The organism is Winogradskyella vincentii (assembly GCF_020166345.1).
Taxonomy (GTDB): Bacteria; Bacteroidota; Bacteroidia; order Flavobacteriales; family Flavobacteriaceae; genus Winogradskyella; species Winogradskyella vincentii.
The window spans coordinates 36943-53646 of the sequence record NZ_JAIUJS010000005.1 but is presented as its reverse complement, the minus strand read 5'-3'; the positions used below and the strand labels follow the sequence as shown (position 1 = coordinate 53646).

General features: G+C 31.9%; 15 protein-coding genes. 14 read left to right on the top strand and 1 reads right to left on the bottom strand.

Going from position 1 to position 16704, the window contains the following annotated elements; genetic code table 11:
* The first annotated feature begins 3 nt into the window (after positions 1-3).
* The 14 genes from LBV24_RS10845 to LBV24_RS10780 are packed head-to-tail and all read left to right on the top strand — an operon-like array spanning position 4 to position 15537.
* Entirely contained in the window at positions 4-849 is an 846-nt protein-coding gene (locus LBV24_RS10845; protein WP_224478678.1) for a glycosyltransferase family 2 protein, read from the top strand.
* Entirely contained in the window at positions 846-1997 is a 1152-nt protein-coding gene (locus tag LBV24_RS10840) for a glycosyltransferase family 4 protein (protein ID WP_224478677.1), read from the top strand. Before LBV24_RS10845 ends, LBV24_RS10840 begins: the two co-directional genes overlap by 4 nt.
* Before the next feature lie 58 nt (positions 1998-2055).
* Entirely contained in the window at positions 2056-3180 is a 1125-nt protein-coding gene (locus tag LBV24_RS10835) for a glycosyltransferase family 4 protein (RefSeq protein WP_224478676.1), read from the top strand.
* Positions 3181-3185: 5 nt separating this feature from the next.
* Entirely contained in the window at positions 3186-4181 is a 996-nt protein-coding gene (locus tag LBV24_RS10830) for a glycosyltransferase family A protein (protein ID WP_224478675.1), read from the top strand.
* Positions 4174-4845, top strand: coding sequence for an acylneuraminate cytidylyltransferase family protein (locus LBV24_RS10825; protein ID WP_224478674.1), 672 nt, complete (start codon positions 4174-4176; stop codon positions 4843-4845). Before LBV24_RS10830 ends, LBV24_RS10825 begins: the two co-directional genes overlap by 8 nt.
* Entirely contained in the window at positions 4838-5887 is a 1050-nt protein-coding gene (gene neuB / locus LBV24_RS10820) for an N-acetylneuraminate synthase (protein WP_317196181.1), read from the top strand. Before LBV24_RS10825 ends, neuB begins: the two co-directional genes overlap by 8 nt.
* A gap of 14 nt (positions 5888-5901) precedes the next feature.
* Positions 5902-7032: a UDP-N-acetylglucosamine 2-epimerase gene (neuC, locus tag LBV24_RS10815; protein WP_394371130.1), complete on the top strand. Its 1131-nt coding sequence runs from the start codon at positions 5902-5904 to the stop codon at positions 7030-7032.
* On the top strand, positions 7022-8407 hold the full coding sequence (locus tag LBV24_RS10810) for a hypothetical protein (protein WP_224478671.1): 1386 nt from the start codon (positions 7022-7024) through the stop codon (positions 8405-8407). Before neuC ends, LBV24_RS10810 begins: the two co-directional genes overlap by 11 nt.
* Complete coding sequence (locus LBV24_RS10805; protein WP_224478670.1) at positions 8407-9537, top strand: glycosyltransferase family 4 protein; 1131 nt, start codon at positions 8407-8409, stop codon at positions 9535-9537. The genes LBV24_RS10810 and LBV24_RS10805 overlap by 1 nt, the downstream gene beginning before the upstream one ends.
* Positions 9538-10656, top strand: coding sequence for a glycosyltransferase (locus tag LBV24_RS10800; RefSeq protein ID WP_224478669.1), 1119 nt, complete (start codon positions 9538-9540; stop codon positions 10654-10656).
* A complete protein-coding gene (locus LBV24_RS10795; RefSeq protein WP_224478668.1) occupies positions 10653-11726 on the top strand; it encodes a glycosyltransferase in 1074 nt (357 codons plus the stop codon). The genes LBV24_RS10800 and LBV24_RS10795 overlap by 4 nt, the downstream gene beginning before the upstream one ends.
* A 7-nt stretch (positions 11727-11733) precedes the next feature.
* On the top strand, positions 11734-13128 hold the full coding sequence (locus LBV24_RS10790) for an O-antigen ligase family protein (RefSeq protein ID WP_224478667.1): 1395 nt from the start codon (positions 11734-11736) through the stop codon (positions 13126-13128).
* A complete protein-coding gene (locus LBV24_RS10785; protein WP_224478666.1) occupies positions 13082-14089 on the top strand; it encodes a glycosyltransferase family 4 protein in 1008 nt (335 codons plus the stop codon). Before LBV24_RS10790 ends, LBV24_RS10785 begins: the two co-directional genes overlap by 47 nt.
* A 53-nt stretch (positions 14090-14142) precedes the next feature.
* Entirely contained in the window at positions 14143-15537 is a 1395-nt protein-coding gene (locus LBV24_RS10780; RefSeq protein ID WP_224478665.1) for a sugar transferase, read from the top strand.
* Between the two features lie 3 nt (positions 15538-15540).
* On the opposite strand, the gene LBV24_RS10775 is transcribed toward LBV24_RS10780, so the two are convergent.
* Positions 15541-16704, bottom strand: coding sequence for a lipoprotein N-acyltransferase Lnb domain-containing protein (locus LBV24_RS10775; RefSeq protein ID WP_224478664.1), 1164 nt, complete (start codon positions 16702-16704; stop codon positions 15541-15543).

Here is a 16704-nt window from a genome sequence, read left to right as displayed (position 1 = left end):
AGAATGACCCGACTTCTATTATCAATAATCACTATTAATTATAACGATGCTGTTGGCCTTAAAATAACAATGGATAGTGTAAATGCACAAAACCTTAAGGAATTTGAGCATATTATTATTGATGGTAACTCAACAGATGAGAGTCTTGAAGTAATCAAATCCTTTAACTATGGCAAATTGAACTATATCAGTGAGCCAGATTCAGGTATTTATAATGCTATGAATAAAGGCATAAAAATGGCTAGTGGAAAATATCTTTTGTTTCTTAATAGTGGAGATTATCTTAAAAATAAGGACGTGGTATCTATGGTTAGGCCTTATTTAAAGAAAGATTATTCAGTTTTGTCAGGCAATATTATTTTCGATGAAGACGCTGGCCCTAGATTGCGCGAACATCCAGAAAAAATTACTTTTTCTTATTTGGTAGGCAATGCAATTTCGCACCCATCAAGCTTCATCAAAAGGAGTCTGTTCAAAACATACGGACTTTATGATGAGTCGTACAAAATAGTTTCAGATTGGGCATTTTTTGTTAAAGTATTGGGTCTAAACAATGAGTCATTTTTAAAATTGCCTGTTACTGTTTCGGTTTTTGATACTAAGGGTGTTTCCTCAAACGAGAACAACTACAAAGAAGTTTATGCCGAACGTAGACGGGTTTTAGGAGCTTATTTTCCTCGTGTATTTAATAACGAACATGACACCTATATTTTTGAGAAATTTTTAAAAACCAATAAAAGGTTTAGATATTTGAAAGTGATAGATAAATCACCGTTTTTTAGAAAACTTGCAACACTTCAGCTTGGGATAAGTGCCAAACTTTTGAAATTATTTGGTAAATCAAAATGAAAAAAAAGATATTATTCATTGGTCCAATAGGCGATTTTGGTGGGAGAGAATTAGAAACGGGTTTTATGGCCAAAAGTTTATCTAAGGATTTCGATGTTGAAATATTATCTACGGGTAATCTTACCTTAATTTCTCAGATTTTTGATTTTGTCCCTACCGAAATCGTTCAAACATTGAATGAGTGTATTTATAAAAACAGTTTTCGGTTTCGTATATTATCATATTTAAGTCGAATTAAATCAAATCAAAAAAAGGACAAATATTCATTCGTAAGTAATACGCTAGCAAAACGTTTAGGTTACCGAGATTTTGCATTAAATCAATTAAGGATTAAAATTAACAATTTTGACATTATTATTCTTTGTATGCAACTTACTAGTAATTATCTAAAAGAAATAGTTGAGTATTCACATGGTTTACAAAAGCCAACAGTTTTAAGAACATCTACTACTATTAAAGAATCGGATATTACAGAGAAGGATTGGTTAAAAGAAATAACATTGTTTATTCATCATTCAGAGTCTAATGCAAAAAAGTTAGAATTCATAGAAAACTACAATTATACCTTAATAGATCAGTGTACATTCAAAGAGGAGGAGATGCTTCAGATAAAGTCAGTTGAGACCTTCAAAAACCTTCTTTATGTTGGTAGAATATCTGAAGAAAAAGGTATAGTGGATTTTGTTGAATTATTTAATAAGTTAGAGACTGACCTAACACTTAAAATTGTAGGTGACGGTGAGCAAATGAAAGAATTGAGAGTTAAGTCAGAGTCTAATAAAAATATTGAATTGTTAGGCTTTTTAAATCAAGATGAAATAGTTAAGCAATTTCAAGATACCCACGCAATAATTATTCCATCTTATGAAGAATCGGGACCTTTTGTTGGTTTAGAAGCCATGGCTTCAGCTAGATTAATAATTTCAACCAAGGTTGGCGCAATGCCTGAGAGATTAAAAGGATTGAAAAATCAATTTTGGTTTAATGTTAGTGACTCTAATTCACTAATTAAGGTACTTGGTGACATTAAAAAATTAAGCAATCAACAGATTAAGAATATTGCGGAAGAAAATAGATTAAGATATCTTGATAATTATCAAATGGACAAGATAGAAAGTCAATATAAAAATGCTATTTTTAAGCTTTAAAGCTAGTCAATCTATTACCCTATAAAATCTTGAGAATTTTGATTAGCATTGGATTTTTATGGACGTTGAAGTAATATTAATTTCTGAATTACCCTTGCCATTTCATAAAGTAGCGAGTTGGACAAATATGTACCACTATTTGTTCAAAGAAAAAACGCACCATTTCAACTACATAATTTGTCCTGAGCCAAAAGAACAACTAAATGGTATATCCTATCAATTTTTAAGAAAGATTAATGTTTTAGACAAACTAAAGAATAAAATACCGTCTAAAAGTAAATATAGTAACTACCTCGAGGCCATGGATAAAATTATTCAGCCTGATAAAAAATATGTTTTACAGATTATTGATAATAGTGGGATAATAACTCCAATTCATAATCACATATGTAAAACTTATAATAGGACAGATTTTTATATACAATATTATTTCCATGGATTTGCGCCTATAGTACCAAGTAAAAGAGGTAAGAAGTTCTTGGGTAGTATTGACGAGTTGTTATTCTTAACACGATTGGCTTATAAGGAATTTTTGAAGTTTTACGATGAGTGTCCATTTAAAGCTAGGATTATCCATAATGGAATTGATTTAATGAGGTTTAAGAGTGTTAATAACGATCAAAAAGAGGCTCTCAGACTACGAGAAGGTCTTTCAAATGATGAAATTGTTTTTATGTGGTGTTCTCAGGATAGGCCTAAAAAAGGCTTGCATATAATACTGGAAGCATTCAAGGAAGTACATGTCAAGAACCCAAAAACCAAATTGTTGGTTGCTGGCGTTAATAGGGAAATAAATCAGAAGGGTGTAATAAATCTTAAAAGAGTACCAAACGTAGACTTGCCAAAGTACTATCAAATGTCCGATATTTATCTGTTTCCAACACTATGGAAAGAAGGATTTGGTATTGTGTTGGCGGAAGCTATGCACTGTGGTTCTTATATAATTGCTTCTGATCAAGGTGGAGTTAGAGAGGTGCTTGGTAACGGTGAGTATGGAGTTTTGATTGATCATCCTAACATAGTTTCAGAATGGATTAGTGCAATGAATAATGGAATGATAGAAATAAATAACAAGGGCAATAAATTTAGTAGCAGAATACCGGAAGATTTATATAGTCTAGATAATTGGTGTAATACGATGAACCAATTTATTGAGGAAGCAAAACAAAAACTGTTAAGTTAGAGGCAATGAGAGTAGGAATGAATCCTCAAAAGCAGTCAAAGAAGATTGAACTAGAGTTTCAACATCGTCTCATTATTGTGGTATTTATTCCATCCTTAAAAGGGTATTACAAAAATGTTCTTGAGGTTTTTAAACTTTGCCTAGATTCGGCTATTGCGACTACTAATTCTAATTGTGCAATAACAGTTGTAAATAATGCATCTTGTACTGAAGTTGCTCAAATTCTAGATGAAAAACTAAAGGATAACAGTATAAACAGTATTATACATCATAATAAAAATATTGGGAAAATAGATGCGTTAATTGGTGCAGCAAGATCTAGCAGAGAGCCAATAATTACTCTTGTAGATGTTGATATATTATTTAAATATGGTTGGCAAAATGAAGTCGAAAAAATATTTTCAAATATTAAAAATGTAGCATCTGTTTCGCCTATACCATGCAGAAATTTTAAAAATTATGAAACATCTTCAACCTTAAGTAAGATTTTATTTAAAAAGGTGAAATTTAAATATGAGCCAGTTCCTGAAAACTTTGAACCTCACAATAAATATTTAGAAAGTTTCCACTGGGATTTAGATAAAGATGAAAACATCAAATGGCCAGTAATAGAATCAAGTGGAATTAAAGCTATAGTTGGAAGTGGTCACCAAATTTTAAGTATGCGTCGAGAACTTTTCTTTTCTACTGTACCAGTTGATCCATCACTGATTCTTGTAGGAAATAATTCAGAGTTTTTGTATTGTGATCAACCAATAAATTATTCGGGTGGGATGAGACTTTCAACCTATAATAATTTTGCCTATCACATGGGTAATAATGTTGAAGAATGGATGAAAGAGATTCAAAGAAAAAATTTGGAAGTAAGTAACGCGGTTTCAAATGAAAATAAGAAATTAAGATTGCCTAATTTTAAACCAAGGGTTATTAATTTTAAATTGTATAAACTAAAGAAAAGAATTGTTCATAGACTTTTTAAACTAATATATGGTAATGGGTAATTCAGTATTTATTATACCAGCAAGAGGAGGGTCTAAGCGTCTTCCTGGGAAAAATTTAATTGAGTTAAATGCTTTGCCACTTATTGAGCATAGTATAAATTTTGCAAAACAAAACTCAGATATTACTCCGCATATTATTGTAACAACTGATAATGAAGAAATAAAAACCTTTGCTTTAAAGAAAGGTGTTCAAGTATTTGATAGACCAGAGGCTATATCAAAAGATGACTCAACGACAGTCTCTGCATTAAAACACGTACTTGAACAGTCAAATAGAAAGTATGAGGTCGTTATTTTATTGCAACCAACAAACCCATTACGGCCAAAAGAGCTTTTAAAAAACGCATTCAAAAAATTTATAGATAGTAATTCTGATAGTTTAATGACTGTAAGTCTTAATGAAAAAAAATTGGGTAAAATTAAGAACGGTAAGTTTATACCATTTACATATAAAATGGGTCAACGTAGTCAGGATTTAGAACCACTTTATTTTGAAAATGGCCTTCTATATATTTCAAAAGCAGACCTAATACTAAACGATAGGATACTGGGAGATAATAATTTTCCATATATAGTAGAACACCCATACACAACTGTTGATATTGATACACTAGATGATTTGAAATACGCAGAATTTATAGTTAATAATTATGCAGATGAGTAAAAAACCCTTTATAACAATTGCAGGTAGAAAGATTGGTCTAGATTATCCACCATTAGTTATTGCTGAAATTGGTATAAATCATGAAGGTTCTTTGGAAGTCGCCAAACAAATGGTTGATGCTGCCAAAAGAGCAGGAATTGAGGTTGTAAAACACCAAACCCATATTGTTGAAGATGAAATGAGTGGTGCAGCAAAAAAAGTAATACCAGGAAATGCAGATGTTTCTATTTACGACATTATGGAACGTTGTTCATTAAATGAAGAAGATGAAAAAGCGTTGAAAGATTATGTCGAAGAAAAGGGTATGATTTTTATTTCTACGCCATTTTCTCGCGCGGCAGCAAATCGTTTGCAAAGTATGAATGTTCAGGCTTATAAAATTGGCTCAGGAGAATGTAACAATTATCCGTTGTTAGAGCATATTGCAAAATTTGGAAAACCGGTAATTATGAGTACTGGGATGAATACAATAGAAAGTGTTTCTAAAGCTGTTGCTGTTTTTGATAAATATAATGTGCCAGTAGCTTTATTGCATACTACAAATCTTTATCCAACTCCAAGCCATTTAGTACGATTTGGTGCTATGATGGAGCTACATCAAGCATTTCCAAATAAGGTGTTTGGATTGAGTGACCATACCTTAAATAACAATGCCTGTATTGGCGCGGTTGCATTAGGTGCATCAATTTTAGAACGTCATTTTACTGACCATATGCAACGAACGGGACCAGATATAGTCTGTAGCATGGATGAACAGGAAAGTAGAAATTTAGTTGTTGCAAGCAATGAAGTTTGGAGCATGAGAGGCGGTACCAAAGAACCTGCAAAGGAAGAGCAGGTTACTATTGATTTTGCATTTGCTACAGTTTGTTCAATAGACGAAATAAAGAAAGGTGATGTCTTCACGGAAGAAAATATTTGGGTGAAACGACCTGGTACAGGTGAAATTCTGGCTGAACATTATAATGAAATCATTGGAAGAACGGCCTCCAGGACAATTAAAAAAGATGAGCAGATTTCTTGGAATGATGTTAATAAGTAATATTTCAATATATGATGGATAGAAAAATAGTCTTCTTAACTGGAACTAGGGCAGATTTTGGTAAAATTAAAGGCCTTATTTCTGCTATTGAAGATAAAAACCACTTCCATCCATACATATTTGTTACAGGCATGCATTTAATGCATGAATATGGTTACACTTTACTTGAGGTAGAACGCTGTGGTTATGAGCACATCCATACCTTCAGCAATCATACTCATGAGACAACTATGGATCTCACTTTGGCAAAAACGATAGAGGGATTCTCAGAATATGTAAAAGAAATCAATCCGGACCTTATTGTAGTGCATGGAGATAGAGTAGAAGCCCTCGCAGGAGCAATAGTTGGGAGTTTAAATAATATATTAGTTGCACATATTGAAGGTGGTGAAATTTCAGGGACAATTGATGAGCTTATTAGACATTCAGTTTCAAAATTGAGCCATATTCATTACACATCAAATGATGAAGCTAAAAAAAGATTAATTCAAATGGGTGAATTACCAGAATCTATTTATACGATTGGTTCACCTGATATTGATGTGATGTTTTCTGATACTTTACCTTCTATTGTGGAAGTAAAACGATATTATGAAATTCCCTTTGAGTCTTATGCTGTAGCGATGTATCATCCTGTAACTACAGAAATTGATAATATTAAAGATGATGCGAATAGTTTTGTTGAAGCACTTAAACAAAGCGATAAAAATTATGTGCTCATATTTCCAAATAATGATCTTGGGAGTCAATTTATAATTGATGCTTATTCAGAATTAAAGCAGAACTCTAATTTTAGAATATTCCCTTCAATTAGATTTGAATATTTCCTCACACTTCTTAAACATTCTAATTTTATGATAGGTAATAGTAGTGCTGGTGTAAGAGAAGCACCATATTATGGTATTCCTAGTATAGATATTGGTTCAAGACAAAAAAATAGGGTCAAATTGTCTAGCGTTATAAACTGTGACTGCATTGTAGATAACATTGTTAATGCTATCAATAATATAGATTCATTAGAATTGAAAAAAATGCAGATATTTGGTTTTGGTGACAGTGCTTCTTTATTCTTACAAAGTTTAGAATCTAATGATATTTGGAGTATAGACCATCAAAAACAATTTAAAGATATAGATGGCGCGTAAAACTCATGTTGCAATAATAGTCCCAGATGGTGTTGGTATTAAAAACTATCTGTATTCTGATTTATTGCGATTATTAAGTGAGCATTCAGAAATAACATTGTGGTCTCCACTACCAGAACAAGCATTTGAAGAAGTAAAGCAAGTGCATTCTGAGATTAGGTTAAACTACAAGCCACTTCAAATACATAAAGAATCAATTTTAACACGAGTTTTTAGAGAAAGTGCTACTTATGCAAGACTTCATTTTTTCAAAAACAAAACAGAAAATGAAACCTTACTGCTTAATTGGCGCAAGCCAAAAAGTTTTAAACAAAAACTATTATATGGAATTGCAGAATTAGTTGGCAATTGGGCAAAATCTGATTATAAAAAAATACTAAAGTTAGAGCAGTTAAGTAAGAAATACTGGTCTGATAGCATAATAAAATTTTATAAGTCACAATTAAAAGATTTAAAAGCCAGCAGTGTGTTTATAACCCATCAGCGGGTTGCTGGTTTAATGCCAATATGTTTGGCATCAAAAGAAATGGATATAAAGTCTGTTTCAGCTATTTTTTCGTGGGATAATTTACCAAAAGCTCGACTATGTGTATCTACTGATTACTATGCGTTATGGAGCAATTTAATGGCTGAAGATATGAGGTTATTTTACCCAGAAATAGGGCAAGAACAACTCAAAGTTGTTGGTACGCCTCAGTTTGAGTTTTATACACAGGAATATAGACTTATAGATCGGAAAACTTTTGCAAATACTTATGGGCTAGATTATGATAAAAAATGGATTTGTTTTAGTGGTGATGATGAGCTAACATCGCCCTATGACCCAAATTATTTAAGAAATATTGCGGAAGTTATTGCACAGTATAATGAAGATGTTCAAATTTTATTTAGACGGTGTCCAGTAGATTTTTCTGAACGTTATAATGTAGTACTTGAAGAGTTTAAGGATGTAATAATCTCTATTGATCCGATTTGGCATACAGAATCAAGTTCATGGGTGGGCTATTTTTCAAAGTATAAGGATATAGATCTACAGGTTAATTTGGCACATCATTGTGAAGGTGTAATTAATTTAGGTAGCACAATGGCCTTGGATTTTGCATCCTTGAATAAACCATGTTTTTATCTAAATTATGATACTGAAATAGATGCTAATTGGAGTACTAATTTTATTTATAAATATCATCATTTTGGTTCACTTAATGGATTGGATCCAGTTGGTTGGATAAATGGTAAAGATGAAATTGCCTCTGCTATCTCATCAATTTTAAATGGATCTCAAAAAAGATTATTAGAAAGCCAAAAATGGATGGAAAGAATAGTTCAGTTTCCAATCGATGAAAACTCCAAAAAACTTTCAAAACTTTTAGTGTAATGCACATATGTTTTATTTCAAGTGAATACCCATTGTGGAAATCTGGAGGCGTTGGTAGTTTTCTTCAAACTTTAGGTCGTGCATTGGTTAAGGAAGGGCATATGGTTTCTATAGTTGGAATAGGAAATAAAGAAGAGCAATTAGATGACAAAGGTGTTCAAATATATAGGTTACCAGTTTCAAAGGTGCCAATTGGTAAATTCTTATTCAACACAAATGCTATATCAAAAAAGATAAATGAATTAAACAAGGACGCAAAAATTGATATTGTTGAATCGGCAGAGTTAGGATTGGCATTTTTAATTAAAAATCCATCTATAAAATATGTAATTCGCTTACATGGTGGACACCATTTCTTTGCCGAAAGCGAGAACAGAAAAATACATTGGTGGCAAGGTTTAAAAGAAAAATTGTCATTTAAAAAAGCAGATGGTTTCATTGCCGTCTCAATGTTTGTTAAAGAATATACTGCAAAATATTTAAGTTACAACAACAAGAGGGTTGAGGTTATTTATAGTCCCATTAACACTGATTTATTTTCACCTATGGATTCAATTAAAAAGGATGCCGATAATATAACATTTGTCGGTACCATTTGTGAGAAGAAAGGAATTAGACAACTTATTTTGGCTTTGGAGCTCGTGGCGAAAAAGTACCCAAATATTAAGTTAAATATTTTTGGTCGAGAATGGTTTTATAAAGATGGTAGGTCATATACAAAAATGCTACAAGACAAGTACAAAGAGCTTATAGAAAAACACGTTATTTTTCATGGTGTTATACCATTTGAAAAATTACCTGAGAAGTATGCCTTAGCCAATGTTTGTGCTTTTCCATCTCATATGGAAACGCAAGGTTTAGTTGCTCAAGAAGCTATGGCAATGGAAAAACCTGTAGTTTTTACAAAACTTGGACCAGGTAAAGAAACCATTAGAGATTATGAAACAGGCTTGTTGTGCAATCCATATGACATTAATGACATTGCTGAAAAGATAATTTGGTATTTAGATAATGAAGATAAGCATTTAACTATAGGTACAAATGCTAGAAAGTTTGTTTTGGATACCTTTAATGTGAATTCAAGTATTTACAAGAATATTAGTTTTTATAAAAGTTTAATTGAGTACTAAATGACCTTAGCAATTTTTACATTAGTACAGCATTTAGAAAGCCAAGGTAAATACTATGGTTATGCACCTTATATGAGAGAAATGGATATTTGGAATTCTCATTTTGACGGTATTATTGTTGTTGCACCATTGTCTGCTATTGATGATATAGATGAAATAACTGCTCCTTATGCTCACCCTAATGTTAATTTAGTTAAGATTCCTGTTTTTAATGTTAAATCAATTACAGGTATTTTTAGGTTACTGTTAAACTTGCCAAGCATAGTTTACAAAATGTTCAGAGTAATGCGAAAAGCTGATCATTTACATTTTAGATCCCCTAGTAACATATCAGCAATTGCGGCATTGATTCAGGTATTTTTTCCAAAAAAGAAAAAATCCATGCGATATGCTGGTAACTGGGATCCTAGAAGTTCGCAACCAATAGGATATAGATTTCAGAAAAAAATATTTTCGAGTCCCATTTGGTCAAAGAATATGACGGCATTGGTTTATGGAGAATGGAAAAATAAAACCAAAAATATAAGATCTTTTTTTGCAGCAACTTTCAGTGAAGATGAGAAAGAAGAGTATTCATATAGAGATTATTCAAAAATATTGAAATTCACATTTATTGGTGCTTTAGTGCCAGGGAAACAACCTTTAAAAGCCATTAAAATAATTGAAGGACTCAACAATCGTGGATTGAAATGCCAATTAGAAATTTTTGGAGATGGAGAATTAAAACCTCAAATAGAGAATTACATTGAAATTAATTCCTTGAGCGATATAGTTTATTTAAATGGAAACGTTTCTAAAGAAGTGATAAAACAAAGATTGAAACAAAGTCACTTCAATATATTACCTTCTAAAAGCGAAGGATGGCCAAAATCTATTGCTGAAGGAATGTTTTATGGAGTTATTCCTATTGCAACAAAAATTTCATGTGTTCCATGGATGCTTAAATTTGGTGAACGAGGAATATTAATAAACGATAATATTGATGATGCCGTTCAAGAAATTTATACTGCCATATCATCGAAAGATTTGAATACTATGGCTGGAAAAGCTTTGAGTTGGTCGCAGGAATATACTGTAGAAAGGCAAGAGGAAGAAATTAAAGATATACTATCAATATGACCAAGGTGATTCAACTTATTGACTCACTCGATGCAGGCGGTGCTGAGCGCCTGGCAGTAACATATGCCAATATTTTAACAAATAAAATTGACGGTTCATATCTATGTGCGACACGAAAAGAAGGTTTGTTGAAATCTACAATAAAGGATGAGGTTGGGTTTTTATTTCTGAATAAAAAATCTAGTTTAGATTATAATGCTCTAAAACAATTCAACAAGTACTTAAAAAAGAATAATATTAAAGTGGTGCATGCTCATGCAACATCGTTCTTTTTTGCAACATTAGCAAAGTGTCTTAATCCAAAACTAAAGATTATATGGCATGATCACTATGGGGATAGTGAACAGTTAAATAAGAGACCAAAATGGATCTTAAAGTTTTGTTCACTGTTTTTCAATCAAATTTTCAGTGTTAATCAAAGGCTGTTTGATTGGGCCAAAAATCAATTGTGGTGCAATGATGTTGACTACCTTCGCAATATTGTAGCCCTCGACGGAGTAGAAGCGTCAACTCAACTTAAAGGGACAGAAGGCAAAAGAGTGTTATGCTTAGCCAACTTAAGACCACAAAAGGACCATATAAACTTGTTTAAGGCTTTTCAGAGAGTATTAGTGAAACATTCGGAATGGACACTTCATTGTGTTGGTAAGGATTTTGAAGATAATTATTCACAGACTGTGAAGCAATTCTTAGTTAGAAATAAACTGCATAATTCTATTTATTTTTATGGGAGTAAATCGGATGTTAAAAATATAATGTCACAATGTGAGATAGGTGTGTTGTCGTCCAAATCAGAAGGGTTGCCATTAGCTTTGTTGGAATATGGATTAGGAGAATTGGCTACGGTTGTGACTAATGTTGGAGATTGCAATCTTGTAATAGATTCCAATGAACTTGGGCTGATTGTTAAATCAGAAAACGATGTTGCACTTTCCAAAGCATTGGTCTATTATATTGATAATCCATTACAAAGACAGAAAACATCAAGTAATTTAAAGAAAAAGGTAATTGAAGATTATTCAAAGGATGCAGTAGTACAAAAACTCATCAAGGTTTATAGTACAAAATAGAAGTAAATTGAGATATAAGTCAATAAAAAACAAATACAAAAAAAGTAATAAGGAGAACTATCTTACCTTAGTACTAATCCACGTTTTGTTGGCTTTTCTAATATTGTTTATTCCTGGATTCTCAAAGGTTTATTTTGTTGCTGTTGTTCTTTATTTTTTATATAGAATTTTTTCAGCAAATGATGTAGATAAACCAAAAGAAGTAATATTGGCTTGTTGTTACGTTGTGGGCTCTGAGGTTTTATTCAGGATGACTTCTGGTTCTTTTTTCTATGAAGGTTCAAAATACTTAGTTATTCTTTTTGGTTTAATTGGATTAGTAAATAATGGCTTATCAAGTAAAGCCTACCCGTATTTAATTTATTTGGTTTTACTCGTACCATCAATTATTGTCGCATACCTCACGATAGGTTTTGATTCTAACTTTAGAACTAATATTGCATTTGTATTAAGCGGACCGGTTTGTCTAGGGATTTCTGCTATTTATGTGCTGGATAAAAAGCTGACCATGAGTGATTTTATTCAGGCTTTGCTATACATCAGTTTGCCTATAATTACAATGTCTGTATACTTGTTTTTATATAATCCAAGTATAAAAGACGTATTACGAGGGACGCAGTCAAATTTTGCTACCTCTGGTGGTTTCGGGCCTAATCAAGTAGCTACCATTTTAGGTCTAGGCATGTTTGCACTAACTGTTAGATTATTTATGAAATCACCAACCATGATCCTGAAGATTTTTAATGGGATTTTATTGGGTATCATAAGTTTTAGAGGAATAGTTACTTTTAGTAGAGGTGGTATTGTTACAGCCGTAATTATAATTTTCGCCTTTTTATTCTTATTGTACAGTAAATCCACACAGAAAATGAAAGGTCGGATTTTTTATACGTTTGTTCTATTTGGCATCTTAGGAGCAGGAGTTTGGCTAATTAGTTCTAATCAAACCATGGGTTTAATTGATAAGAGATATGCAAATCAAGATGTCTCAGGTAAAGCAAAAGAAGATTTATCTACCGGTAGGGTTACCCTCTTTATGGACGATTTACAAGGATTTATAGAGAATCCCATACTTGGTGTCGGAGCCAATGGTGCCAAGGAGCTAAGATTAAAAAAAGGACTAGGTATAAAAGCTTCTCACAATGAATTAAGTAGATTGTTTTCTGAGCATGGTATGTTTGCATTTTTTATTTTATTAATATTAATCTTTATTCCGTTGCTTTACAGATTAGAAAATAGAAGAAATATTTTTTTCTATTCCATGCTTGGATTTTGGTTTGCTACAATAAACCACTCTGCTATGCGAATTGCTGCACCAGGTTTTATATATGCTTTAGCGCTTTTAAACGTTCAATATGACAAACGTCCTATACATAGGAAACGCATTATCAAAAAAGGGTAAAACAAGTACTACAATAGAAACTCTTGGAGCAAAATTGAGTGAATTTTGTACAGTTAAAGTTGCCTCAAAAAAATCTAACAAGGTGTTGAGATTAATTGATATGGTTTGGTCCGTATTAAAGCACAACAGGTCAACAGATTACGTTTTAATCGACACCTATAGTACAAGTAATTTTTATTATGCTGTGGTTGTTAGTCAATTTTGTAGACTGTTGCGATTAAAATATATACCAATATTGCATGGAGGAAATTTGGAGAAAAGACTAATCCATAATTCTAGATTAAGCAAATTATTGTTTGGTAATGCACATAAATTAGTAGCACCTTCAAAATTTTTAGAATCTGTATTTACTAAATATGGCTATAAAAATTTAAACTATATACCCAATTTTATTGAAATCAAAGATTATAATTTCATATCGAATGATATAGATGACATAAACTTGCTTTGGGTTAGATCTTTTTCATCCTTGTATAATCCAGAATTGGCTTTGTTGGTATTAGAAGAATTGAAGAGTAAGGGGTTAAATTCTAATCTTACCATGGTTGGTCCAGAAATTGATGGTTCAATGGCAAAAGCTAAGAAGATTGTTAAAGAAAAAAAATTAGATGTTAAGTTTACCGGTAAACTATCAAAAAAAGATTGGATCAATCTATCCAAGTCTCATAATGTATTTATAAATACCACAAATATTGATAATACTCCCGTAAGTGTTATTGAAGCCATGGCACTTGGTCTACCTGTAGTTTCAACGAATGTTGGTGGCATACCCTATTTAATCGAGGACAAGAAAGAGGGGTTATTAGTGCCACCTAATAATGCTGAAGCTATGAGTAAAGCCATAATTGAAATAGTAAATAATAATAACAATAGAAATTTGCTAGTCAATGCCGCAAGAACAAAGGTAGAACGCTTCGATTGGGATGAAGTAAGGCCTCTATGGGAACTTATTCTACAATAAAATTGTAATGTACTTTATACTTTATATCTTTACGTAACCCGCCAGAATTAATAATGAAACATAAAAAAGGAATACACTTTGAAGTATCCGAACGTAAGGTTCTATTAAGAATCATGGACTTAGTTGTGGTTTTCTTGGGTATTTATGCACTTAACCTTTTTACAGATTTTGATTATTTATTATTTAGCGAGGAAAATATTATTCCATTAATCTTACTAGGTGTTTATGTAAGTATATTTGGGACTGTTTTTGAATTATATGATCTTCAGCAAGCGAGTAAATTAGATGTAACTGCTCGAAATATTACTTTAGCAATATCAGTACTAGTGCTGTTTTATTTATTAACTCCCTTCCTCTCGCCAGTACTGCCAGAACAAAGAGTTCAGATACTATATTTTTATCTTATTTTAATAGTGTCCATTTTTCTATGGAGAGTAGCATATACACAACTTATTGAGTCACCTCGATTTTACAAACGTATTTTGTTGGTCGGAGATGTTTCAAATATTGAAGGTTTGGTTAAATCATTAGATACACAAGATCCGAATTATAAAATTGTTGGATTTTTGAATAGTGAAGATTCTGATTCCGAATCGATAAAATACAAAGGTTTAAAAGAGTTTCCAGCAAAGGATTTTTTAGAAGTAATTCAAAGAGAAAGCATATCAGAAGTTTTAGTTGCTAGTTTTAATACTGAAGCAATGGTGTCTCAGGTATATCATGATTTGATTTTGCTTCTTGAAAGGGGATTTAAAATTCGCGATTACACACAAGTTTATGAAGAATTATTGCAGCGTGTTCCTATTCAATTTGTAGGTAAGGATTTTTATAAGTACTTCCCGTATAGTAGAAGTAACGAGAACAAACTTTATAGGTTTTTTCAACGGACTTTTGATATAGTCTTCTCGATTTTAGGCTTACTCTTTGGAATTCTAATATTGCCATTTGTTGTTATAGGCAATTTAATCGGAAACAAGGGACCGTTATTTTATATACAAGAGCGTATTGGCAGAAATAGTAAATCGTTTAGAATCATCAAGCTGAGAACTATGGTTATTAATGCTGAGGAGGATGGTGTTAAATGGGCAGAAAAAGGTGATAAAAGAATTACTAAATTTGGACGGTTTTTACGTAGATCTAGACTAGATGAAATCCCTCAATTCTATAATGTTTTAAAAGGAGATATGAGTATTATTGGTCCGCGCCCTGAACGACCTTTTTTCGTTAATGAACTATCTCGTATTATTCCTTTTTATGAGATGCGACATATCATTAAACCTGGTCTAACTGGTTGGGCCCAGGTAAATGCAAGATATGGCTCTTCAATAGATGATAGCCTAACCAAACTTCAATACGATCTATATTATATTAAGCATCGGAGTTTATTTATAGATTTTAGTATAATAATCAAAACCTTGAGTACAGTTTTATATTATAGAGGTCAGTAAATATTAATTGAAGTTTCTAACTAGGTAAATGTACCTCACAGACAATGCAATTACTATTGGCAAAAGTCCTACAGCGAATACTTGAACTCCAATTAACCAATGAAGTGTCATTAAGCAAAGCATAATAATTAAGAATTTTAAATATCCCTTTACCCAATTTTTCATGGTGTTTTTTGCTAATTGACCAATTATTATGAAATTTAATGGAAATGCCCAAAGTAGATTGTAATTGTTGGCGGTGGCACTATGGTCTGTAGCAAACCAAAGTAAGAAAAGTAAAATACCCACAATACTAGTTGCACTAAATAATGCAATATCTAACCACTTACTTCTAGAATTGTTTTTATGGTTTTTAAACGTTATAAATATTATAATAAATCCAAAAAGGCTATTGATAAATAATGGGCTTAATAAAAAATTTAAAGTGTCTTTCTCTGGTTTTTTATTATATACAATTGATGAGCGTTTTACAATTGAATCAGATCCGTTATAAGAGGCGTTTAGGAAAAATTGATGGATATATTTTGGTAAGAACATGAACTCGTTAGAAGATGCATTTTGATCGATTACAGAACCCAAGGCTAGGTCAATACCAAAACTTCCCCAACTATTTTTGTCTACATGTTCATAGATCAATTCTCTAAACGTTTTTGGTTCGAAAATTTCGGGTTTATTAAAAGTTATTGGATTCGCTGTAACCGATTGAGAAACATCTCTGATTCTTGTAGCACAGTTGTCAAAAAAGAAATCATAAAGATATCTTCTGTTTTCCGGTTTATAATTATTTTCTAAGAAATCAAATAAAGCCTGTTTTTCTGTTTGAGAGAAATTTAAAACTTGTTCTTTAACAGTACGATTATAATGCACGTAATGATTGTAAAAATCAGAATAATTATGTCTACTGATAAGGTAATTCAGCTTTCCTCGCGCAAACTTTAAATAAAAATTGGGAGCATCAAAATCATATTCTCCATAGCCATAAGTGACGTCAATGCCAAGAGACTTGTCTGTTACCCTAAAAGCGTTATGACCAAAAGCATCATTTAACGATTTACCAGGTCCAACAGTTAGTATGGATACTTCTGCATTTGAAGATAATTTAATTTGTTGCGCTACAACAGATCCAATTGAAAAAATAAAAATGAATAGGGTAAAAAATAATCTCAT